This window comes from Paracoccus sp. PAMC 22219 (genome assembly GCF_000787695.1).
Lineage (GTDB): Bacteria > Pseudomonadota > Alphaproteobacteria > Rhodobacterales > Rhodobacteraceae > Paracoccus.
In genome coordinates, this window is sequence record NZ_BBPH01000099.1 from 1 (window position 1) to 20,720 (window position 20,720).

A 20,720-nucleotide genomic window follows, 5' to 3' on the forward strand; every position below is an offset into this window, starting at 1 on the left:
TTCTACTTGGTTGCAACATAGCCGCCCTGCACGGTGGTTCTATTCTCGTGTGCGATTACCCATGCTTTGCAGATTTTCCGGTTTGAGCGGCTCTCCCGAGCATCACATCCTACAGTCTTCCAGCGCCGCGCTATCGCGGGTATCCCTTAGCGCGAGATCATCTGGACAGAGATCGTCGTCCAGCTCATCCAGTACTTTTTGACAACTCATCAGATGATGCGGCATAGCCCGGAGGCGCTAAAGGTGCCCGTATACGAGCACATTAGCACCCGACATCACGTGGTTGGCAGCCGCGAGAGACAGGTTAAGCGTTTTTGAGTTGATTACCTCGCCCAAAGTGTAGCTATTCTGCTGAAGCCCACTTCAGTACGTTAACAGATCATTAGGCGAATGAGGCATGGCTCGCATGTCCCCTCGCCCGTGAGTCAGGCGCTGGCCTGCTATCAATTCGAGCGTCGGCGCAATGGAGAAGCGCGCCAGGCGGGCAAGACAAGAACCCTTGTCTTTCCAGAACGCAGTTTGATCCCGATCCGCCATAGGGTCATGGATCAACAGCCCTTCGGTCAACGCGAGGTCAACCGTCTGCGCCAGCGGCTGGGTCGCCAAAGGATTCCAAGCCTTATTCCCACCAAATCAGTGCAGGTTCCGATTGCCGGGTTCATCCGCCTGCACAGGCTAGGCTAAATTAATGCCGGTGTGGAATTTTGTGGAGAGTTTGCACAGTTCCACATCGCTTTAGTGCCATATCCGGAACTTGGGGGCCTTGGTTTGCGTCTGTTTGACAGGATCAGACATCAAAGGATTTTTACCATGAAATATGTGACCTTGGGACTGTGCGGCGCAATGCTGGCGCTTTCGGCTTGCGGCACGACCGTCGGTGAGCGCGCGGCGACGGGCGGTCTGGGCGGCGCTGCCGTTGCGGGTCCTGCCGGCGCGGTTGTCGGTGGAACCGTCGGCGCTGTCAGCGCGACCCAATAATCTTTTCACCACGTCTGCAGGAACGGCCGCGCCCCCACGGGGTGCGGCCGTTCTCGTGCCGGCCTTGCAGCCCCTGCTGGCATCCCCTACATCTGTTGGGACAAAGACAAGGATCCGCCCATGGCCATGGAAGCGCATGATATCGAGGCCCTTCTGCGGGTCTCTTTCCCCAAGGCAAAGATCACGATCACCGATCTGGCCGGTGACGGAAATCACTATGCCGCCGAAGTTATCGACGAGAGCTTTCGCGGCCTGAACCGCGTGCAGCAGCAGCGCGCCGTCTATGCCGCCCTGCAGGGCAAGATGGACGGCCCTGCCGGAGAGTTGCACGCTCTGGCCCTCACCACCAAGGCGCCCGACTGACGCGCCCCCTGCCCCAAACAAGGATTGCCGAAATGAGCGACGCGACGACTCGCATCCAGGACCTGATCGACCGCAACGACGTGGTCTTGTTCATGAAAGGCACCCCCGAGATGCCGCAATGCGGATTCTCCAGCAGGGTTGCGGGTGTCCTGAATTACATGGGCGTACCCTATGAGGGCGTGAACGTGCTGTCTGATGCCGACATCCGCCAAGGCATCAAGGACTTTTCGGACTGGCCGACGATCCCGCAGCTTTACGTCAAGGGAGAGTTCGTCGGTGGATGCGACATCATCACCGAGATGACCCTGTCCGGCGAACTGGACCAGTTGCTGGACAAGAAGGGCGTCGCGTTCGACAAGGATGCAGCAGAGAAGATCCGCGAAGCAAATGCCTGATATCCAATAAAAAAGGGCGCCGAAGCGCCCTTTTTTCTACATCATGTCGTCGGGATCGTAGTCCAGATCATCATGTCCGCGCCGTTCCTGCATCGCGGCAGCCAAGGTCACGCCGACTGCAAAGGCGCCGACCAACTTGGCCATCGTTCCCGCGTTGCTGTCGGACGCCTGACGCAACTGATCTGTACCGCTATGCAGCTTGTGCTTGGCAGCAGTCACATTGCTTGACGTCAGTCCGACGGCCTTCGCCGTGTTGCGGACCGTGCCGAAAAGTTTCTCCTCGGCATCGGACGCCAGCTTCGTCGCGCGCGTTCCAGCCTGGTCCATCAGCGAACTCGCCTTGGATTCGGCAAACTCGACCATGCGGGTCGCTTCGGACCGCGCACGACCAACGGCCGCTTCCGTTGCCAGCGATACACGCGCCTCGACCTCGCGCTTCAGATCGTCCGTCGTGGGCATCTGATGTTTGCGCTTGGAAGAAACGGCCAGAAGGATGATCATCAAGACGATCAGACCACCGCCGATCGTCAGCGACGCCAAGGCAGAGCCCCAGCCCAGTTCGGTCGCCAGCCATGACCACAGGGCGGCGGTCAGAAAGCCCCCCGCCACCAGACCAACCACTCCGGCGACGGCCTTTAGGGCCGTGCGCCGTACCGTGTCGCCGACAGCTTCTTGAACGCGTCGGGCGAAATCGAACATATGCCCGACCTCAGCGACGCGAGATCAGCAGGCCGACAAGGAAGCCGACGCCAGCCGCGATGCCCAGAGCCTGGGCCGGGTTGCGGCGGACCATCTCGGACACTTCGTCGTAACGCTCTTCGGCATAGTGTGCGACTTCGGTGGCTTTCTGCTGGCCGGCTTCGTACAGGCGCTCTGCCTCATAGCGTGCCTTGTCAGCGTATTCCTGGCCGGTTTCCTTGGCGCGCTCGGCATAGTAGCGGCCGGTTTCGACAGCATCATCGGCCAGCGCGGCACCGCGGTCCTTCAGGCGTGCGGCACCAGAATTGTCTGCCAGATCGCGCGCGGTGTCACGGACGTCATCTGCAATCTTGCGGGCGCCATCCTTGATGTCGCTCTGTGCTTCGTTCGCTGCCGAACGGGCGTCACGCTTGATGTCGTCTGCGGTGGGGTTCTGTGCCATGGTAAGGTCCTTTCATCGGTGTCTTGTCACCTTCGATGGACAAACCGTCACAGGGTCTGGATTGTTCCCGCACCGCAGCAAAATCTTTGCGGACAAGGAATGCGAAAGGGCGTGGTAGGGGCGGCCGGACTCGAACCGGCACTCATTGCTGAAACGGATTTTGAATCCGTCGCGTCTACCATTCCGCCACGCCCCCGGACTGGTCCAGGCGCCCTTTCGGCGGCGGTCCCTGCGGACCGATGGGCTTGGCGTAAATCCAGCCGCGCCGATTTGCAAGAGGCGGCGTGCGCCCCCTGCAACGTCGTTTCAGGCGCGGCCCAGCTTGACCAGTCGCGCGTCGCGCAATTGCGCGAAATCATCGCCCGCATGATAAGACGACCGCGTCAGCGGCGTGGCCGACACCATCAGGAAACCTTTGCCATAGGCCGCCTTCTCATAGCCCGCGAATTCCTCGGGGGTGACAAAGCGGTCGACGCGATGGTGCTTGGGGCTGGGCTGCAGATACTGGCCGATGGTGATGAAATCGATGTCGGCCGCGCGCATGTCGTCCATGACCTGCAGCACGCTTTGACGGTCCTCTCCCAGTCCGACCATGATGCCGGATTTGGTGAACATCGTCGGATCCAGCTCCTTGACCCGCTGCAACAGGCGCAGCGAGTGGAAATAGCGAGCGCCGGGGCGAACCTCCGGGTACAGGCCCGGCACGGTTTCCAGGTTGTGGTTGAACACGTCGGGACGCGCCTCGACCACGGTCTCCAATGCGCCGGGCTTCGACTTCAGGAAATCGGGCACCAGAACCTCGATGGTCGAGGTCGGAGAGCGGTGGCGGATCGCCCGGATGGTCTGGGCGAAGTGGTCGGCCCCGCCATCATCCAGATCGTCGCGGTCGACGCTGGTGACGACGACGTGGTTCAGGCCCAGCTTTTGCACCGCATGCGCGACGCGGCCGGGTTCGAACGTGTCCAGCGCCTGCGGCTTGCCGGTGGCGACGTTGCAGAAGGTGCAGCCGCGGGTGCAGATCTCGCCCATGATCATCATGGTGGCGTGGCCCTGGCTCCAGCATTCGCCGACATTGGGACAGCCTGCTTCCTCGCAGACGGTCGACAGGCGATGTTCGCGCAGCAGGTCGCGCGTCGCCTTGTAGCCCGCCGAGGTGGGCGCCTTGACGCGAATCCAGTCCGGCTTCTTGGGCTGGGCCTGATCGGGTCGGTGCGCCTTTTCCGGGTGGCGCTGATCCGGGATCCTGAGGTCGCGCAAGGTCATGGTCCTTTCGGTCGCGGTTCGTGCAGAAATAGGGGCTTTGCAACGATTTGGCAACGCATCCCCTGCCCTTGCGTCCACATGGCTGCCTTGCGGTCAGCCCGCATCCAGCAATGGGCGTGCGGCGGCGGTCAGCAGGCGCGCCAGATCGTCGAACCAGCCCTGCCCCGGTGTCGACGCACGGCGCATCAGCACGACCTGTCGCGCGGGTTGCGGGTCGGGAAAGCGGACGGCGGTCAGGCCGGGGGCCGCGGCCAGCTCCTGCCGGCGGGCGATTTCGGGCAGGAACGTCAGGCCCATGCCCTGTGCGGCCAGCCGGCACAGGGTCGACAGCGACGCGGCCCCCAGGTCCAGCCGTGCCGCGCGGCGGTTCAGCCCGCAGACCTCCAGCGCCTGGTCCCCCAGGCAATGCCCTTCGTCCAGAAGCAGCAGCTGACCGGGGTCAAGCGCGTCGGGCGACAGCGGACGGCTGCGCAGATCGGCGATGCGCGCCGCGCTGCCCGCCAGCAGAAACCGGTCGGTGAACAGCGGCACCGCCTGCAGCCCCGGACCTTCGGGTGGGCTGGCCACCACGATGGCATCCAGGCGCCCCGCCTGCAGTTCGTCCAGCAGGCGATCGGTCTGCGCCTCGCGCAGGTGCAGGTCGCGGCCGATGTCGCGGGCGCGCAGGATGGGCAGCGCCTCGGGCAGCAGATAGGGCGCGACGGTGGGGATCATGCCCAGCATCAACCGACCGCCCTGCCCCGGCTGGCGCAGATCCTGTTCCAGATCGGTCATCGCGGCCATGACCCGTTGGGCGTGGTCCTGCAACGCGCGGCCCTGCGGGGTCAGGACCACGCCCTGCGGTGTGCGTTCGACCAGCCGGGCGCCGACCTCCTCCTCCAGCGCGCGGATCTGCATGGAAAGCGCGGGTTGGGTGACGTTGATCGATTCGGCAGCGCGCGTGAAATGCGTGTGCTGCGCCAGGGACAGGAAATAACGCAGCTGGCGCAGGGTGATGTTCATAAGGGGGCCTGATCGGGGATGCGCGGTCTGTGTCCGCCATCTTATCGATCGGCCCCCTTGGGCGGCAATGGCCTTCAGCCGATCAGGCGCGATCCCTTGCCATAGGTCTCGGCATAGTGGCGTTCCAGCCGCATCAGGGCCAGCCGCAGCACGATCTTGCCGGACCGCGCGGACCAGCCAAGGCGGCGCTCCGTCATCTCGATCCCCTCCAGAAAGCAGCACACCCGCAGCACGATGTCGCCCATGCCCGGCCCCAGGTCGCGCAGCGCGACGGCCACCCGGTCGCGGGCCGATTCCGATCCGCCACGATAACCACCGCCACCGCGCGACACGTCGATCCCCGAGGTCATGAAGCCATCCCAGTTCTGCGTCACCCGCGGGCCCATCTGCGCCAGTTCGAAATCCTCGCGCAGGCGTTCGCCCGCCGTGACCATGCCCGGCGTCAGGAACGCCTGCCCATCGTGGTCGCGCCGACGCGCCAGCACCAGCAGCGGGCTTTCGGCGATGTTCACCCGGGTCTGACGGCGGCGGCCATCCTCCGGATCCTCGATCACGCGATCCTCCCACACCCGGTGGCGGTCGCCGTGATCAAAGGCTGTTTGGGCCTCGGCCATGCCGTGGGCGGGCTGGGCGTCCTCATGGACCGGCTGCGCGTCGGCAAAGGATGACGGTCCCGGAACCGCACTGCGCTGGCGCGGAGACCGCAGCATCTGGCGCAGCGCCTCGCGCCCCGCCGGCGCGATCACGTAACGCAGGATGCGCCCGCCGCCGCGGGTCTGCACCACCCACCCCTTCAGCGCCATCATCTCTGCCAGGGCGCGTTCCAGAACGGCTGTACGGATGTCATCGCGGGTGACGATCGCCTTATCCATGCCGGGGGCCGAGGCCATGCACGCGCCGGGTTCCGCCAGCCGGCGCAGCACGCGCAGCGCCTGGCGTTCGTCGGGTGCCGCGGCCCCCTGCGGACGCGGCGCCAGCGCCGCATCCACCAGCGGATCGTCGCGACGCGCCTCGAAACGGCGGATGCGGCGCAGGATGGTCGAGGCATGGACCCCGGCCTCGCGGGCCAGGGCACGGATCGTCACCCCCTGGTCGACGTGGCGCAGGTACAGGCGCGCATCTTCGGTCATGTCGTCTTGCGCGCAGGTCTGCCCTTGCACCTGCGCACGGTGCTCCGCGATGCCCGTGTGGATTGCGAAATCACCGGTCAATATGGTCATGTCAGGTCCCTTGTCGTCCTCGGGCAGCCCGGCAGCAGACTACCCTGGGTTGAATTCTGTCCCTGTGGTTAACAGGGTGTTTCTGCACATAGCCGCAACATTCCCTAACAATTCCTAAAGAAGCCTTGCCCCACCGCGCGCTGCGGCAGGGCTTTTGGCAACACAGCTCAAGGTTGTGTGAAGGTGACCACGTGGCAAACGCAAAGGATCAGCCCCATGACCGCAGTCTCGAACGTGATCGTCTTTCGCCCCCGTCCCACGAATCAGGGCCTGCGCCGTCCCGGAACGCTGATCCGGGCCGCCCGCGAAGGTCAGAAGACCTGGAAGCGCGATCGCGACCTTCCCCGCCTGCTGCGCAGCGACCGCAGCCCCGCGCCGGGGGCCGTCCTGTCCCGTCTGCGGGCAGAGGAGCAGATCCAGAACGACCTGCGCGTGACCCAGGCCGCCGAATACGACCTGCGCCGCCACGTCCTGCTGGTCATCGCCATCCTGGCGGAGATGCGCGCCGCGATCGACGCGGCGCCGATGCCGGTCACGGCCATCGCCCTGTAAGGATCAACGCTTCTTGATCAGGGAACCCAGCACACCCCGGACCAGCGCCTGCCCGGTCCGGGTCCCCAACTGCCGCGCCAGGCTTTTGCCAAAGGTCTGGACGATGCTGTCCGACCGCCCGCGCGGCGCGGCCTTCTCGCGCGCGGGCGGCTGATAGGGCCGCCCCCGACCTGCACCCGCGGGGATGTCGAACAAACCGCCGTCATCCGCCTTGGCGCTGGCCGCCTGGGCTGCGGCTTCGGTCTTGCGGGCCAGCATCTCATGCGCGGAATCGCGGTCCAGCGGCGTGTCGTATTTCGGCCCCATGGGGGACGCGGCCCGGATCGCCGCGCGTTCCTGATCGGTGATCGGGCCCACCTGACTGAAGGGCGGACGGATCAGCGTGCGTTGCGCGATACCCGGCACACCCTTGGGCTGCAGGAACGAGGTCACGGCCTCCCCAGTGCCGACCTGCTGGATCGTTTCGGCAATGTCGAAATCGGGGTTGGTGCGGTAATTCTGCGCCGCGTCGCGCAGCGCCTTCTGATCCTTGGCGGTGAACGCCCGCAGCGCGTGCTGCACCCGGTTGCCCAGCTGTCCCAGCACCGATTCGGGAATGTCCGCCGGGCTTTGGGTCACGAACCAGATGCTGACCCCCTTGGACCGGATCAGCCGCGCCACCCGCTCGACCTTGTCGATCAGCGCCTTGGGTGCGTCGTCGAACAGCAGATGCGCCTCGTCGAAAAAGAACGCCACGCGCGGCTTGTCCGGGTCGCCCACTTCGGGCAGCTGCTCGAACAGCTCGGACAGCAGCCACAGCAGGAAGGTCGCGTACAGGCGCGGGGCGTTCATCAGACGCTCGGCCGACAGGATGCTGATGACGCCGCGACCGTCGGCGTCTTGGCGGATGATGTCGGTCAGGGCCAGCGCCGGTTCCCCGAACAGGTTCGCGCCGCCCTCCGTCTCCAGCACCAGCAGCGCCCGCTGGATCGCGCCCACGCTGGCGGCACTGACGTTGCCATAGCGTGTCGACAGATCGGCGGCATTCTGTCCGACCCAGACCAGCATCGACTGCAGGTCCTTCAGATCCAGCAGCGGCAGGCCCTCCTCGTCGGCGACCCGAAAGGCGATGGCCATCACCCCCTCCTGCGCCTCTGTCAGGTCCAGCAGGCGCGACAACAGCAGCGGTCCCATCTCGGCCGGCGTTGTGCGGACGGGGTGACCCTGCTGGCCCCACACGTCCCAGAACGTGACCGGATAGGACGCATAGGTCAGGTCGATCCCGATCTGCGCGGCCCGCGCCGCGAAGGGCTCATGCAGCTTGCCTTGGTCCGATCCCGCCTTGGCCAAGCCCGCCAGATCGCCCTTCACATCGGCAAGGAACACCGGGACGCCCGCCGCCGAAAGGCTTTCGGCCAGCGTCTGCAGCGTGACCGTCTTGCCGGTCCCGGTGGCGCCCGCGACCAGCCCGTGCCGGTTGGCCAGCTTCAGCAGAAGCGCCTCGGGGGTGGTGTATCCGGCGCCCGCACCGCCCACGAAGATCGTTCCCGCATCCAGGTCCAGAACCGAGGCCATCGCATCCCCCAAGAAAACTTTGCGCAACGCACGCCTTGAAAAGACAATTTTAACGCTTTCATGGCAAGGTGAAGTTGTCCGGATCGCAGCCGTGACCCGGACCTTCCTCCCTGTTGGACTGCCGCGCCCTCGGGCGCGGCTTTTTTTATGTGATCAGGGAAGAATTCATTGACCGTTGACGGATCACGCTGGCGCGACTAGCGTGCACCTCAATGATGACCGGCCTGTCCGGCAGGGAGAATTACGCAACGCGTCGGGGGCCGTGGTGAAAACCACGGCCTTTCGCGTTCAGGCATGACGCCCGAAGGGGCCAACCGGTTCCACCCCCTTCATCGTCGATGCGCGAATCCTTGCGCAGGCGGGCGCAGCACCGCCCGACCTCAAGCCTTGGTGACAGCCCGTGCTTGGTCGGGGGACTGACAAGCCCCGGTCCCGTGCTAGATCAGCCGCAATGCGTTGAGCAAAAGAAAGAAAGATCCATGTTCATCAAACCCTCGCACGCGCTGCTGGCTGCCTTGGCCCTGATCGCCGGGCCCGCATTCGCTCAGGACACTCCGGCCCCCGCCACGCCCGAAGCTCCTGCCGCGGAAGCGCCCGCAGCCGACGCACCGGCGGCGGATGCGCCGGCCGCAGATGCACCGGCACCTGCCGATGCGCCCGCGGCACCTGCAGACGCCCCGGCTGCTGCGAACGCACCCGCGGGCCAGCCTGCGCGCGATCCGAACGGACCCGGCAGCTATTACGCCAAGTCCGAGCACGGCGACTGGACGATCCGCTGCATCCGTGCCGATCAGGGCAAGGACCCCTGCGAGATGTACAAGCTGCTGACCGACGAGGATGAAAATCCCGTGGCCGAGCTGACCATGGTGCCGCTGTCGAACGGCGACGTCGCCGCCGGCGCGACCCTGGTCGCCCCGCTGGAGACCGATCTGATCGACGGCCTGGGCTTCCAGGTCGCAGCGGAGAGATGCGCGGCTATCCGTTCAGCTTCTGCGCCCCGGTCGGCTGCATCGCGCGCCTGGGTTTCACCACTCAGGAACTGGCAGGCATGAAGGCCGGCAGCACCGCCACCGTGCAGCTGCTGCCCTTCGGCGGCGACCCGGACTCGCCGGTTCAGCTGGGCATGTCTCTGGCTGGCTTCACCGCCGCGTTTGACGAGCTGGCAGCCTACGCCGCCGAACCCGCGCCCGCTCCGGCCGCCGACGCGACCCCGGCCGATGAACCTGCCGAAGACGCGCCCGCCGAGGACGTCCCGGCCGAGTGACCTGATATTGCCTGACGAAAAGGCCGCGTCCCTTGGGGGCGCGGCCTTTTTAATGTGGCGGGTTTGCGGATTAGACGCGGCGCAGGGCGATCACCGCGTTCAGCCCGCCAAAGGCGAAGGCGTTGGACAGCACGGCATCGACCTTCGCCTCGCGCGCCTCGTTCGGGACGACGTCCAGTGCGCATTCCGGGTCGGGCTCCTGATAGCCGATCGTGGGCGCGATCACCCCGTCGCGCAGCGCCATGATGCAAGCCAGCAATTCGACCGCTCCGGTGCCGCCGATCAGGTGGCCGTGCATCGACTTGGTCGACGACATCATCAGTCGGTCCGCATGATGACCGAACGCATGCGCCACCGCCGCACATTCCGTCTTGTCATTCGCGGCTGTGCCCGTTCCGTGGGCATTGATATAGCCGATATCCTCGCGGTTCAGGCCCGCATCGACCATCGCCCCGGTAATCGCGCGCTCTGCCCCCTGGGCCGAGGGCATGACGATGTCCTGCGCGTCCGACGACATCGCGAATCCCACGACCTCGGCCAGGATCTCGGCGCCGCGGGCACGGGCGTGTTCGTAATCCTCGAAGACAAAGACGCCCGCGCCCTCGCCCTGGACCATGCCGTTGCGGTTGGCGCTGAACGGACGGCAGGCGTCCTTGGACATCACCCGCAGGCCTTCCCAGGCCTTGACGCCGCCAAAGCACAGCATCGCCTCAGACCCGCCCGACAGCATCACGTCGGCCGCACCCGACCGGACCATCTGAAACGCCAGGCCCATCGCGTGGTTGCTGCTGGCGCAGGCTGTGGCGACGGTGAAGGCGGGGCCGCGCAGGCCGAACTCCATGCTGACATGGCTGGCGGCGGCGTTGTTCATTAGCTTTGGCACGACAAAGGGGTGAACGCGGTTCTTCCCCTCCTCATAGACGGCACGATAGTTCTCGTCCCAGGTGTTCAGCCCGCCGCCCGCAGTGCCCAGGATGACCCCGGACCGGAGGCCAAGTGCACCCTGGAAATGCAGGCCCGACTGTTCGACCGCCTGCTTGGCGGCCAACAGCGTGAACTGGGTGAACTTGTCATACAGCAGGATCTGCTGGCGGTTGAAATAGGTCTCGGGCGTCCAGTCATGCACCTGGCCGCCGATCTGGATCGACAGGCGATCCACGTCGCGGAAATCCAGCTGCGTGATCCCGCAGCGCCCCTCGCGGAACGCCTCCAACGTGGTGGCGACATCGTGGCCAAGCGCGTTGATTGTGCCTGCCCCGGTGATGACCACGCGGCGCAGCCCGCCACGACCGGTCATCTCGGCCGCGGGCCGGATCGCGGGTGCCGCGCGACCGGCGTCGATCAGCGCCTCGTCCACCGGACCGCTCATCCGGCCTTTTCCGCGACCAGCCTGTGCACCGCGGCGATGATCGTCCCCATGTTCGAGATGTCGAATTCCGACTTCTCGGGCTCGTTCGCGTTGAACGGGATCGAGATGTCGAACTCCTCCTCGATGGCAAAGATCGATTCGACCAAGCCAAGGCTGTCGATGCCCAGATCGGCGGGGGTCGCCTCATCGGTGATCTGGTCGGGGTCCAGCATCGCCTGTTCCGCGATGATGGCCCGAATGCGCTGGGTGATGTCGTCTGTCATGTCGCCTCCTGTTCAGCCCTTTTCCAACAGGCGTGTAACCGTTTCCTGTAGCTTGGACAGCTGTTGTGCGAAACGCGGCAACCGCCGCATGGCCTTCTGGATCTCCATCTGGGTCTCCATCTTGACGGCCGGATTGCCCAGGATCACGCGGCCTGCGGGCACGCGGGAATAGATCTTGGTGGCGCCGCCCGCGATCACGTCGTCGCCCACCTGGATGTTGTCGCTGACGCCCACCTGGCCCGCCAGCACCACACGGTCGCCGATCACCGACGATCCGGCGATGCCCACCTGGCTGCACAGCAGGCAATCGCGGCCCACCACGACGTTGTGGGCGATCATCACCAGGTTGTCGATCTTGGTGCCGTCGCCGACGCGGGTCGACCGGATCGTGCCACGATCGATGGTGGCGTTCGCGCCGACCTCGACGTCGTGACCCAGTTCGACCGCGCCCAGGGAATGGATGCGCGTCCAATGCTGCTGGGTCACTGCCGCGCGGGTGCCAAGGGTGCGGCGGATCTCCTCGATCCCCGATTCCTCGGGGGTGACGAAGGAAAATCCATCGCCGCCGATCACCGCGCCGGGTTGCACGATCAGGCGGTCGCCGGCCACGACGTCATGGCCGATGCGCACACCCGGATGGATCAGGGCCCGGTCCCCGATGCGCGCACCGCGCCCGATGCTGACATGCGCGCCGATGCGGGCGCCCTGCCCGATCTGGACACGCGCGCCGATTACCACGAAAGGTCCGATCGCGGCGCCGTCGCCGATCGTGGCGGACGCATCGATGACCGCGGTGGGATGGATGCCCGGCGCGATGTCAGGACCGGGATCAAACGCACGTGTCAGCCCGGCCATGACCAGGCGCGGACGGGGGGCAAAGATGGCGGCCTTCAGGCCATAGGCTTCGGGGTCCATGCCTTCGGCAAGAATGGCGATGCTGCCGGGCGTCAACGCCTCGGCGTATTTCGGGGCCATGGCCATGGCCAGCGTGCCGCCATGGGCATCGACCGGGCGGACAGCCGCGGGTTCCGCCGCGCCGGTCACCCGGATCGACTGGTCGCCCCAGCACCGCGCGTCCAGAGCCCGCGCCAGCTCACCCATCGTCAGGACCATGGTCCCCCCTTTCGCGCAAGGACTTAGCCTGTTTGCGGGGCTGCTTCCAGTGCCTGCGTTCCGGGGCAGGTCACAACCCTGAGGGCAGTTCGGCCACCACCGCAGGGGCCGTCGCACCGAACCCGTGGGTCTGCAGCGCCTCCCAGATGCGGGCATCGCGGCCATAGATGTCGTCGAACAGCCGGATGCGTCCGTCCGGGCCGGGCCAGGCGGTGAAATAGACCAGATGCACGGGAACCGGCGGTGTCAGGGACAGCCAGGTCTCGCGCTCGCGGTCGCGGGCGCGCTGGAACATTGCCGCCGGATCGTCGGTCTGGTGCGACAGCAGCGCATGGGCCAGATCGACCGGATCACCGATGCGGATGCAGCCGTTCGAATCCGCCCGTACGCGGTTTGCGAACAGATGCTTGGACGGCGTATCGTGCAGATAGATGTTCCAGGGGTTGGGAAAGATGAACTTGACCATGCCCAAGGCATTGACGTCACTGGGCTTCTGGCGCAGGCGGAACGGAAAGCTGGCCGCGCTGAAGCGGGTGAAATCGATGCCGTCGCGCGCCAGGACGCGACCCGCGCCATCCACAACGTCAAGATGCGATACGGCGTACCGGTTGGCCTGCAGCCTGGGCAGATAGTCGCGCACGGCGATGGACCGCGGCACGTTCCAGCTGGGGTTGACCACGACATTGGCCATCAGCTCCGAAAACTCGGGGGTGCGCATTTCGGGCGTGTCCTTGCCCATGACGCTGCGGGTGCGGAACACCTCGGCCCCGTCCTCGATGATGGTGGTGCTGAATTCGGGGATGTTGACCCAGACATGGCGGCTGTCCAGATCCTCGGCCGCCATCCAGCGCATCCGTTCCAGCGCGACCAGGATCGCGCGCTGCCGCGCATCCTGCCCGGCGCCACCGTCACCGTTCAAAGCGGCGATTGTCTGCGGTCCGGCCACGCCGTCATCGGGCAGGCCCGCCGCCCGCTGATACGCCGCGACCGCTTGGGTCAGCGCGTCGTCATACAGCGACAGATCCGGCCCGGTGGCCGCGAAACCGATCGCCGCCAGGCGCACGCGCAGGTCGGTCACGGCTGCCGCACGCTGGCCGGGTCGCCAGACGCCTGTGGCGATCCGCGGCAACCCCGGCGGCACCACCAGATCGGCCGGACCGGACAGCGCCTGCTGCAGCGCCAGATAGGCCGGATGGTCCGGCCCCGCCCCTGCCAGCACCGCCGCAGGATCGGCCGCGACCTGGAACCGGGCCAGCAGCGGGGTCACAGCAGTGCGCAGGGGCTGGCGCTTGATCTCGGGGTCGACGCGGGCGGGGTTCAGGATGCCCTCGGTCAGATCGCGCAGCAGCCGCGACAGGGCACGGGCATGCGCGACCTCGGCCGTCAGGTCTTGGGCGTCGGTCAGGCGATCGGGCTGATACCGCGCGGCGGGGATTCCGTGACGCGGGGCGTTCTGGATCGCCTCGCGCAACGCGGAACGTCTTGCCTCTCCCTCGGGTCCAAGAAAGATCGGACGCAGCCCGTTGCTGCCGTAAAAGGCGGCAAGATCGGCGTCGCCGGACACCGCCAGCGCCAGGGCCATCTGTTCCGCGGTGAAATCCAGCCGTGGCGCAACGGCCACGGTCACGGCAGCGAGAGGTTCGCGCGCGCCGGACACCCCGGGAACCGCCCCAAGCACCCCTGCCAGCGCCAGCGCCAGCACGCCCCCGACCATCCGAACCGCCATCTGAACCTCCGAAACTCGTCCGCCATTGTCCCATGCCGCCGTGACTGGCGCCACACCCCACATATCTGTTTGTGCAGAGGAAAAGGACGGGTTGCCAAAACGCCACAGCGCCGGAACCGATCTGCAACAACTGCAATTTTCGGCGAAATCTTGCCGAAACTCGCGCTAGGATCGGCCATCCCGGCAGAATCCGTTTCGTTGCGCACAGTCTTTTGACATATTGTTAATCAGGTCGGGGATAAACCACGACAAGCCGCGATCCGTCGCCGGCTAAAAAAAACGAAGCAGGACAGGCGATCTGACATGACAATGGACCTTATCTCCCGTCGCGGCATCTTGGGTGTGTTCGCGGCAACCAGTGTTGCGGCGGCTCCGGTGATGGCCAATGCCTTCGGGTTTTTGCGCGGCAACGCGGGCGACATGCGGCGGGTCAAGATGTACAACGGCCGGACCGGCGAAAGCATCGACACGGTCTACTGGGTCGACGGCAAGTACATCCGCGAGGCCCTGAACGAGATCAACGTCTTCATGCGCGACTGGCGCACGGGTGAGGTGATCGGCATCGACCCGCGGATGGTCGACGTCGCAGCCGCATCGTCGCGCCTGCTGCAGACCAACGAGCCCTACATGATGCTGTCGGGTTACCGCTCTCCGCGCACCAACGCGATGCTGCGGCGTCAGTCGGGCGGCGTGGCGCAGAACTCGCTGCACCTGACGGGCAAGGCGGCCGACCTGCGGCTGAAGTCGCGTTCGGTCGGGCAGATGTATCAGGCCGCCGTCGCCTGCCGCGCAGGCGGTGTGGGGCGCTACAGCCGGTCGAACTTCGTGCACATGGATTGCGGTCCGGTCCGCACCTGGGGCAGCTGATCCTCAACGACCTTATCGCAAGGTGCAAACGCCCTCTGCAAACAGCAGACGGCGTTTTCCGCATTTTTCGGGCTTGCCGCCGCAACGCTGGCTTGCGACGCTGGCCGGGACAACAAGACAAGATCGGACCTGCATGAGCCCCCTCGAGACGCGCCGTTTCAAGACTGCCAAGAAAATCCAGGCCGCAGCCATCGAACTCGCCGTCCGCGACGGCCTTCCCAACGTCACGACAGAGGCGATCGCCCGCCACGCGGGCATCAGCACCCGCACCTTCTTCAACTACTATCCCTACAAGGAGGCGGCCCTGATGGGCCCGCCGCCCGATTACCCGCCCGAAGCGTCCGACATCTTCGTCGCGGGCAAGGGACGGCTGATCGACGATCTTGGCCTGCTGATCGAGGCGCATCTGGCCCGCTATCTGAACGAGCGCGAGCTGATCGGCGCGATGCTGGCCCTGTCCGACAAGGACCCCAAGCTGGAGGCGCTGCGCAACAGCGCCATGCTGGCCCGGCGCGCCCAGATGCGCGCGCTGCTGCATCGCCGCATGCCCGGATCGGACGAACGCGTGATCGAGATTCTGGCCGCCGCGATCATCGCCGCGACGAACGCCGCGACCAAGGACTGGGTCTCGGGGGCGCGCGAGAATTTCATCGCCGCGGCGCATGAAAACCTGTCCCTGATCCTGACCGCCGCAGAGATGCTGGACAAGCCCGCCTAGGGCGTCAGCAGCTTGCGGTAAAGATCGTCCAGAAACGCCGCGCCCTCGGCCACGGGGTCGCGGCCGTCGCCCAGAACCGCACGGACCTGGGTCTCGAAATCGGCATAGTGCTGGGTCATCGACCAGATCGAGAAGATCAGGTGGCGCGGCTCGACCCGCGCCAGCAGACCCCGGTCCATCCAGCCCTCCAGCACTGCCACGGTCCGGTCGACGATCTGGCGCAGATCGCCGCCCAGAATCTCGGTCAGGTGCGGAGCCCCCTGCAGGATCTCATGCGCAAACAGGCGGCTTTCGCGGGGATAATCCTGCGACATCGCCAGCTTGGCCTGCACGTATCGCAGCACCTCGGCCAGGGGCTCTCCCTTGGGGTCGATCTGGCGCATCGGCGCCAGCCACATCTCCAGCAGGGTCGTCAACAGCGCCTTGTGGATCTCGTCCTTGGAGCCGAAATAATACAGCACGTTCGGCTTGGACAGGCCCGCCGCCCGCGCGATCTGGTCGATGGTCGCACCCCGCAGGCCGTTGGCCGAAAACGCCTCCAACGCGCCGTTCAGGATCAGCTCGCGATTTTTCTGCTGGATCCGGGTCATCTGGGGCATGCTGGTCTCTGTCATCGAACCTCCGGCTCTGGCATGATCCGATTTTGGGCAGATCGGTCGGAATTGTCACCCAGCTTGTCAGGACGCTTGACTGCCCCCTGCCCCGTGCTAGCCTGATCCTGACCGTTTGGTCAATAATCCGTGAGGACGATCCCCATGCCGCTTGACCGCAAGCCCGCCCCGAACGACCTGCGCGCCTTCTGGATGCCCTATACCGCGAACCGCCAGTTCAAGTCGGCGCCGCGGATGCTGGTCGCGTCCAAGGACATGCATTACACGACCGCCGACGGTCGCCAGGTGCTGGACGGCACCGCGGGCCTGTGGTGCTGCAACGCGGGCCATTGCCGCCCCAAGATCACCGAAGCCGTGCAGAGCCAGGTCGGAGAGCTGGACTATGCCCCCGCCTTCCAGATGGGACACCCGCTGGCGTTCGAGCTGGCCAACCGCATCGTCGACATCGCGCCCGACGGGATGGAACACGTCTTTTATACCAATTCCGGCAGTGAGGCCGTCGACACCGCGCTGAAGATCGCGCTGGCCTATCACCGGGCGCGCGGCGATGCGGCCCGCACCCGCCTGATCGGACGCGAGCGTGGATATCACGGCGTGGGCTTCGGCGGGATTTCCGTGGGCGGCATCGTCAACAACCGCCGCCATTTCGGCACGCTGCTGGCGGGCGTCGACCACATGCCCCACACGCATCTGCCGGAAAACGTCTTCACCAAGGGCCAGCCCGAACATGGCGCGAACCTGGCCGATGAGCTGGAGCGGATTGTGGCCCTGCACGGGGCCGAGACGATCGCCGCCGTCATCGTCGAGCCGATGGCCGGATCGACGGGCGTGCTGATGCCGCCCAAGGGCTATCTGGAAAAGCTGCGCGCGATCACGAAAAAGCACGGCATTCTTTTGATCTTCGACGAGGTGATCACCGGGTTCGGCCGTCTTGGCAGCCCTTTCGCGGCCCAGCATTTCGGCGTGACGCCTGACATGATCTGCTGTGCCAAGGGTCTGACCAACGGCGTGATCCCGATGGGCGCCGTGCTGGCGACCGCGCAGATCCACGACGCGTTCATGCAGGGCCCCGAGCACATCATCGAACTGTTCCACGGCTATACCTATTCCGGCAACCCGATCAGTTGCGCCGCGGCCATCGCCACGCTGGACACCTATGCCGAGGAAGGCCTGCTGACGCGCGCCGCGTCGTTGGAAACCTATTGGCAGGAGGCGATCCACGGGCTGCGCGACCATCCGAACGTGATCGACATCCGCAACCTGGGCCTGATCGGCGCTGTCGAACTGGCCCCGATCGAGGGCCAGCCGGGCAAGCGCGCCTTCGATATCTTCGTGCGTGCGTTCGAGGCTGGCATCCTGATCCGCGTCACCGGCGACATCATCGCCATGTCGCCGCCGTTGATCATCAGCGAAGCGCAGATCGATCACCTGATCGGCACGCTTGGCGAGGTGCTGAAGACCGCCGCGTAAGCGGCCAAGACCCATCCAGCCGACCCCGCGACAGAACGGGGCGGCCCGACAGGAAGGACTGCGAATGAGCGACGCAAGTGGCATGATGACGGCTGCGAACATGACGGTCGATGGCGACCGGCTGTGGGACAGTCTTGACCAGATGGCGCAGATCGGCCCCGGCATCGCCGGGGGCAGCAACCGTCAGACCTTGACCGATGCCGATGCCGAGGGCCGCACCCTGTTCCAGCGCTGGTGCGAGGATGCCGGCATGACAATGGGCGTGGACCGGATGGGCAGCATGTTCATGCGCCACGAAGGGACCGAGCCCGATCTGGACCCGGTCTATATCGGCAGCCACTTGGACACGCAGCCGACCGGCGGGCGCTATGACGGCGTGCTGGGCGTGCTTGCGGGGCTGGAGATGATCCGATCCATTCGCGATCTGGGCATCCGCACGCGGCGGCCGATCGTCGTGACCAACTGGACGAACGAGGAAGGCGCACGGTTCGCCCCGGCCATGCTGGCGTCGGGTGTGTTCGCGGGCGTGGTGACCGAGGACTATGCCAACAGCAGGCAAGACGCCGACGGCAAGCGTTTTGGCGACGAGTTGGACCGCATCGGCTGGCGCGGCACCGAGGCGCCGGGCGATCGCAAGATCCATGCGATGTTCGAGCTGCATATCGAGCAGGGTCCGATCCTGGAGGCCGAGGGCAAGCAGATCGGCGTCGTGACCCATGGCCAGGGTCTGTGGTGGCTGCAGGTGACGCTGACCGGCAAGGATGCGCATACGGGCAGCACGCCAATGGCGATGCGCGTGAACGCGGGCCTGGGCATGGCGCGGATCATTGAGGCGGTGGACCGCATCGCGATGGAGCATCAGCCGGATGCCGTCGGGGCCGTGGGTCAGGCGAACCTGTTCCCGAACAGCCGCAACGTGATCCCCGGCAAGGCCGTGTTCTGCATCGATTTCCGGTCACCCGATCTGGACAAGCTGACATCGATGCGGTCGAGGTTGGAGGTCGAAGCGGCTGAGATCGCAAACGAACTTGGCTTGGGGATCGAGATCGAACCGGTCGGGCATTTCGACCCGGTGACGTTCGATGCGGACCTGGTGGGCAAGGTCCGCGGGGCTGCCGCGAAGCTGGGCTACAGCCACATGGATATCGTTTCGGGCGCGGGGCATGACGCCTGCTGGATCGCCAAGGTCGCGCCGACGGTGATGATCATGTGCCCCTGCGAGGGCGGCCTGAGTCACAACGAGGCCGAGGCGATCACGTCGGACTGGGCGCGCGCGGGCTGCGACGTGCTGCTGCACGCGGTTCTGGACGCGGCCGAAATCGTCCGCTGACGCGGACCGCGGCCGGGGGTTTCACCCCCGGACCCCCAGGGTATTTGGACAACGAAGAAGAGGGATGCCATGAGCACGGTCATCAGGGGCGGAACGATCGTCACGGCGGATCTGAGCTATCAGGCCGACGTGCTGATCGAGGGTGGTCGGATCGCGGCGATCGGTCAGGGGCTGGTTGGCGACACCGTTCTCGACGCGGGCGGCTGCCTGATCATGCCGGGCGGGATCGATCCGCACACGCATCTGGAGATGCCCTTCATGGGCACCTATTCCGCCGACGATTTCGAGAGCGGGACGCGGGCGGCACTTGCGGGCGGGACGACGATGGTGGTGGATTTTGCCCTGCCCTCGCCCGGTCAGGGGCTGCTGGACGCGCTGCAGATGTGGGACAACAAGTCCGGGCGCGCGCATTGCGATTACAGCTATCACATGGCGGTCACGTGGTGGGGCCAGCAAGTGTTCGATGAGATGCAGGCGGTCGTGGACCGAGGCATCACCAGCTTCAAGCATTTCATGGCCTACAAGGGCGCGCTGATGGTGAATGACGACGAGCTGTTCGCGTCGTTCCGCCGGGTGGGCGATCTGGGCGGCGTGGCGATGGTGCATGCCGAGAACGGCGATGTCGTGGCGGAACTGTCGGCGCGGCTGTTGGCCGAGGGGAACACGGGCCCCGAGGCGCATGCCTATTCCCGGCCGCCCCAGGTCGAGGGCGAGGCCACGAACCGTGCGATCATGGTGGCCGACATGGCAGGTGTGCCGCTATACGTGGTCCATGTCAGCTGCGAGGACAGCCACGAGGCGATCCGACGCGCCCGCGCCGCCGGCAAGCGGGTCTGGGGAGAGCCGCTGATCCAGCACTTGACGCTGGACGAGTCCGAGTATTTCAACGCCGATTGGGATCATGCCGCCCGTAGGGTCATGTCGCCCCCGTTCCGCAACAAGCTGCATCAGGACAGCCTGTGGGCAGGGTTGCAGTCAGGCAGCCTGTCGGTCGTGGCGACCGATCACTGCGCGTTCACGACGGATCAGAAACGCACCGGGATCGGCGACTTCACCAAGATCCCGAACGGCACCGGGGGTCTTGAGGATCGGATGCCGATGCTGTGGACGCATGGTGTGGGCACGGGTCGGCTGACGCCGAACGAATTCGTGGCCGTCACCTCGACCAACATCGCCAAGATCCTGGGGATGTATCCGAAAAAGGGCGCGGTGCTGGTCGGCAGCGATGCGGACCTGGTGGTCTGGGACCCCGAGGCGACCAAGACGATCACTGCCGGAGCCCAGCAATCCGCGATCGATTACAACGTGTTCGAGGGGCAGACCGTCAAGGGCCTGCCGCGGTTCACCCTGACCCGCGGCGTGGTCGCCGTGACCGAAGGCAAGGTCGACAGCCGCGAGGGGCATGGCGAATTCGTCGCCCGCGAGCCGCGCGGCCAGGTGAACCGCGCGCTGTCCGCGTGGAAGGACCTGACCGCCCCCCGCCCGGTCCAGCGCGGCGGCATTCCCGCAAGCGGGGTGTGA

At 65.9% G+C, this 20,720-nt stretch carries 23 protein-coding genes and 1 tRNA gene; 12 read left to right on the forward strand and 12 right to left on the reverse strand.

The features are described 5' to 3' along the window. The first annotated feature begins 420 nt into the window (after positions 1 to 420). From TY51_RS21920 to grxD, 4 genes are all read left to right on the forward strand, one after another. Positions 421 to 684 carry a hypothetical protein gene (locus tag TY51_RS21920; RefSeq protein ID WP_156117995.1) on the forward strand — a complete coding sequence of 88 codons (264 nt, stop codon included), beginning with the start codon at positions 421 to 423 and terminating at the stop codon, positions 682 to 684. A 126-nt stretch (positions 685 to 810) separates the two neighbouring features. After that, positions 811 to 978 carry a hypothetical protein gene (locus TY51_RS22730; RefSeq protein ID WP_197054748.1) on the forward strand — a complete coding sequence of 56 codons (168 nt, stop codon included), beginning with the start codon at positions 811 to 813 and terminating at the stop codon, positions 976 to 978. A 120-nt stretch (positions 979 to 1,098) separates the two neighbouring features. After that, the gene (locus tag TY51_RS11785; protein WP_042249914.1) at positions 1,099 to 1,341 is read left to right on the forward strand and encodes a BolA/IbaG family iron-sulfur metabolism protein; all 243 of its coding nucleotides are present in this window, start codon (positions 1,099 to 1,101) and stop codon (positions 1,339 to 1,341) included. Positions 1,342 to 1,373: 32 nt separating this feature from the next. After that, positions 1,374 to 1,736, forward strand: coding sequence for a Grx4 family monothiol glutaredoxin (grxD, locus tag TY51_RS11790; RefSeq protein WP_042249915.1), 363 nt, complete (start codon positions 1,374 to 1,376; stop codon positions 1,734 to 1,736). A 36-nt stretch (positions 1,737 to 1,772) separates the two neighbouring features. Here grxD and TY51_RS11795 read toward each other — a convergent pair whose 3' ends face one another. The 6 genes from TY51_RS11795 to TY51_RS11820 form a co-directional block, all read right to left on the reverse strand. After that, entirely contained in the window at positions 1,773 to 2,435 is a 663-nt protein-coding gene (locus tag TY51_RS11795) for a hypothetical protein (protein ID WP_042249917.1), read from the reverse strand. A 10-nt stretch (positions 2,436 to 2,445) separates the two neighbouring features. Beyond that, positions 2,446 to 2,877, reverse strand: coding sequence for a YqjD family protein (locus TY51_RS11800; RefSeq protein ID WP_042249918.1), 432 nt, complete (start codon positions 2,875 to 2,877; stop codon positions 2,446 to 2,448). A 112-nt stretch (positions 2,878 to 2,989) separates the two neighbouring features. After that, a tRNA-Leu gene (locus TY51_RS11805) sits at positions 2,990 to 3,073 on the reverse strand. A gap of 110 nt (positions 3,074 to 3,183) precedes the next feature. Beyond that, positions 3,184 to 4,140 (reverse strand): lipoyl synthase, encoded by a 957-nt coding sequence (lipA, locus tag TY51_RS11810; RefSeq protein WP_156117996.1) that lies wholly within the window; start codon positions 4,138 to 4,140, stop codon positions 3,184 to 3,186. A 93-nt stretch (positions 4,141 to 4,233) separates the two neighbouring features. Further along, a complete protein-coding gene (locus TY51_RS11815; protein WP_042249919.1) occupies positions 4,234 to 5,142 on the reverse strand; it encodes a hydrogen peroxide-inducible genes activator in 909 nt (302 codons plus the stop codon). Between the two features lie 74 nt (positions 5,143 to 5,216). Next, positions 5,217 to 6,362 (reverse strand): DUF6456 domain-containing protein, encoded by a 1,146-nt coding sequence (locus TY51_RS11820; protein WP_081994946.1) that lies wholly within the window; start codon positions 6,360 to 6,362, stop codon positions 5,217 to 5,219. Between the two features lie 216 nt (positions 6,363 to 6,578). Here TY51_RS11820 and TY51_RS11825 point away from each other — a divergent pair, with 216 nt between their 5' ends. Beyond that, positions 6,579 to 6,914 carry a DUF6477 family protein gene (locus TY51_RS11825; protein WP_042249920.1) on the forward strand — a complete coding sequence of 112 codons (336 nt, stop codon included), beginning with the start codon at positions 6,579 to 6,581 and terminating at the stop codon, positions 6,912 to 6,914. 3 nt (positions 6,915 to 6,917) lie between these two features. Here TY51_RS11825 and TY51_RS11830 read toward each other — a convergent pair whose 3' ends face one another. Next, entirely contained in the window at positions 6,918 to 8,468 is a 1,551-nt protein-coding gene (locus tag TY51_RS11830) for a helicase HerA-like domain-containing protein (RefSeq protein WP_042249922.1), read from the reverse strand. Positions 8,469 to 8,947: 479 nt separating this feature from the next. On the opposite strand from TY51_RS11830, the gene TY51_RS24030 reads away from it, so the two are divergent. Continuing rightward, positions 8,948 to 9,520, forward strand: a complete 573-nt coding sequence (locus TY51_RS24030) for an invasion associated locus B family protein (protein WP_052650098.1) — start codon at positions 8,948 to 8,950, stop codon at positions 9,518 to 9,520. Continuing rightward, the gene (locus TY51_RS23455; RefSeq protein ID WP_255351408.1) at positions 9,436 to 9,732 is read left to right on the forward strand and encodes an invasion associated locus B family protein; all 297 of its coding nucleotides are present in this window, start codon (positions 9,436 to 9,438) and stop codon (positions 9,730 to 9,732) included. The genes TY51_RS24030 and TY51_RS23455 overlap by 85 nt, the downstream gene beginning before the upstream one ends. 70 nt (positions 9,733 to 9,802) lie before the next feature. Here TY51_RS23455 and TY51_RS11840 read toward each other — a convergent pair whose 3' ends face one another. From TY51_RS11840 to TY51_RS11855, 4 genes are all read right to left on the reverse strand, one after another. Next, positions 9,803 to 11,011: a beta-ketoacyl synthase gene (locus tag TY51_RS11840; RefSeq protein ID WP_042249940.1), complete on the reverse strand. Its 1,209-nt coding sequence runs from the start codon at positions 11,009 to 11,011 to the stop codon at positions 9,803 to 9,805. Positions 11,012 to 11,097: 86 nt separating this feature from the next. Continuing rightward, the gene (locus tag TY51_RS11845) at positions 11,098 to 11,364 is read right to left on the reverse strand and encodes an acyl carrier protein (RefSeq protein ID WP_042249923.1); all 267 of its coding nucleotides are present in this window, start codon (positions 11,362 to 11,364) and stop codon (positions 11,098 to 11,100) included. 12 nt (positions 11,365 to 11,376) lie between these two features. After that, positions 11,377 to 12,477, reverse strand: a complete 1,101-nt coding sequence (locus TY51_RS11850; RefSeq protein ID WP_042249924.1) for a UDP-3-O-(3-hydroxymyristoyl)glucosamine N-acyltransferase — start codon at positions 12,475 to 12,477, stop codon at positions 11,377 to 11,379. A gap of 70 nt (positions 12,478 to 12,547) precedes the next feature. Then, complete coding sequence (locus TY51_RS11855; RefSeq protein ID WP_231559028.1) at positions 12,548 to 14,203, reverse strand: murein L,D-transpeptidase; 1,656 nt, start codon at positions 14,201 to 14,203, stop codon at positions 12,548 to 12,550. A 303-nt stretch (positions 14,204 to 14,506) separates the two neighbouring features. On the opposite strand from TY51_RS11855, the gene TY51_RS11860 reads away from it, so the two are divergent. Together TY51_RS11860 and TY51_RS20325 are read left to right on the forward strand one after the other, a co-directional pair. Next, positions 14,507 to 15,070 (forward strand): DUF882 domain-containing protein, encoded by a 564-nt coding sequence (locus TY51_RS11860; protein ID WP_042249925.1) that lies wholly within the window; start codon positions 14,507 to 14,509, stop codon positions 15,068 to 15,070. Between the two features lie 133 nt (positions 15,071 to 15,203). Then, positions 15,204 to 15,788 (forward strand): TetR/AcrR family transcriptional regulator, encoded by a 585-nt coding sequence (locus TY51_RS20325; RefSeq protein WP_052650103.1) that lies wholly within the window; start codon positions 15,204 to 15,206, stop codon positions 15,786 to 15,788. Here TY51_RS20325 and TY51_RS11870 read toward each other — a convergent pair. Then, positions 15,785 to 16,402: a TetR family transcriptional regulator C-terminal domain-containing protein gene (locus TY51_RS11870; RefSeq protein WP_231559029.1), complete on the reverse strand. Its 618-nt coding sequence runs from the start codon at positions 16,400 to 16,402 to the stop codon at positions 15,785 to 15,787. The two genes, TY51_RS20325 and TY51_RS11870, sit on opposite strands and share 4 nt — an antisense overlap. A gap of 141 nt (positions 16,403 to 16,543) precedes the next feature. Between TY51_RS11870 and TY51_RS11875 the strand changes: the two genes are divergently transcribed. From TY51_RS11875 to hydA, 3 genes are all read left to right on the forward strand, one after another. Next, positions 16,544 to 17,869, forward strand: a complete 1,326-nt coding sequence (locus TY51_RS11875; protein ID WP_042249927.1) for an aspartate aminotransferase family protein — start codon at positions 16,544 to 16,546, stop codon at positions 17,867 to 17,869. A gap of 64 nt (positions 17,870 to 17,933) precedes the next feature. After that, positions 17,934 to 19,199, forward strand: coding sequence for a Zn-dependent hydrolase (locus TY51_RS11880; RefSeq protein ID WP_373960676.1), 1,266 nt, complete (start codon positions 17,934 to 17,936; stop codon positions 19,197 to 19,199). A gap of 69 nt (positions 19,200 to 19,268) precedes the next feature. Further along, entirely contained in the window at positions 19,269 to 20,720 is a 1,452-nt protein-coding gene (hydA, locus tag TY51_RS11885; RefSeq protein WP_042249929.1) for a dihydropyrimidinase, read from the forward strand.

Bases quoted from the DNA above. Each gene is read 5' to 3' on its own strand.
- TY51_RS22730 (WP_197054748.1), top strand. From the start codon at position 811: ATGAAATATGTGACCTTGGGACTGTGCGGCGCAATGCTGGCGCTTTCG.
- TY51_RS11785 (WP_042249914.1), top strand. From the start codon at position 1,099: ATGGCCATGGAAGCGCATGATATCGAGGCCCTTCTGCGGGTCTCTTTC.
- grxD (WP_042249915.1), top strand. From the start codon at position 1,374: ATGAGCGACGCGACGACTCGCATCCAGGACCTGATCGACCGCAACGAC.
- TY51_RS11795 (WP_042249917.1), bottom strand. From the start codon at position 2,435: ATGTTCGATTTCGCCCGACGCGTTCAAGAAGCTGTCGGCGACACGGTA.
- TY51_RS11800 (WP_042249918.1), bottom strand. From the start codon at position 2,877: ATGGCACAGAACCCCACCGCAGACGACATCAAGCGTGACGCCCGTTCG.
- lipA (WP_156117996.1), bottom strand. From the start codon at position 4,140: ATGACCTTGCGCGACCTCAGGATCCCGGATCAGCGCCACCCGGAAAAG.
- TY51_RS11815 (WP_042249919.1), bottom strand. From the start codon at position 5,142: ATGAACATCACCCTGCGCCAGCTGCGTTATTTCCTGTCCCTGGCGCAG.
- TY51_RS11820 (WP_081994946.1), bottom strand. From the start codon at position 6,362: ATGACCATATTGACCGGTGATTTCGCAATCCACACGGGCATCGCGGAG.
- TY51_RS11825 (WP_042249920.1), top strand. From the start codon at position 6,579: ATGACCGCAGTCTCGAACGTGATCGTCTTTCGCCCCCGTCCCACGAAT.
- TY51_RS11830 (WP_042249922.1), bottom strand. From the start codon at position 8,468: ATGGCCTCGGTTCTGGACCTGGATGCGGGAACGATCTTCGTGGGCGGT.
- TY51_RS24030 (WP_052650098.1), top strand. From the start codon at position 8,948: ATGTTCATCAAACCCTCGCACGCGCTGCTGGCTGCCTTGGCCCTGATC.
- TY51_RS23455 (WP_255351408.1), top strand. From the start codon at position 9,436: ATGCGCGGCTATCCGTTCAGCTTCTGCGCCCCGGTCGGCTGCATCGCG.
- TY51_RS11845 (WP_042249923.1), bottom strand. From the start codon at position 11,364: ATGACAGACGACATCACCCAGCGCATTCGGGCCATCATCGCGGAACAG.
- TY51_RS11850 (WP_042249924.1), bottom strand. From the start codon at position 12,477: ATGGTCCTGACGATGGGTGAGCTGGCGCGGGCTCTGGACGCGCGGTGC.
- TY51_RS11855 (WP_231559028.1), bottom strand. From the start codon at position 14,203: ATGGCGGTTCGGATGGTCGGGGGCGTGCTGGCGCTGGCGCTGGCAGGG.
- TY51_RS11860 (WP_042249925.1), top strand. From the start codon at position 14,507: ATGACAATGGACCTTATCTCCCGTCGCGGCATCTTGGGTGTGTTCGCG.
- TY51_RS20325 (WP_052650103.1), top strand. From the start codon at position 15,204: ATGAGCCCCCTCGAGACGCGCCGTTTCAAGACTGCCAAGAAAATCCAG.
- TY51_RS11870 (WP_231559029.1), bottom strand. From the start codon at position 16,402: ATGACAGAGACCAGCATGCCCCAGATGACCCGGATCCAGCAGAAAAAT.
- TY51_RS11875 (WP_042249927.1), top strand. From the start codon at position 16,544: ATGCCGCTTGACCGCAAGCCCGCCCCGAACGACCTGCGCGCCTTCTGG.
- TY51_RS11880 (WP_373960676.1), top strand. From the start codon at position 17,934: ATGAGCGACGCAAGTGGCATGATGACGGCTGCGAACATGACGGTCGAT.
- hydA (WP_042249929.1), top strand. From the start codon at position 19,269: ATGAGCACGGTCATCAGGGGCGGAACGATCGTCACGGCGGATCTGAGC.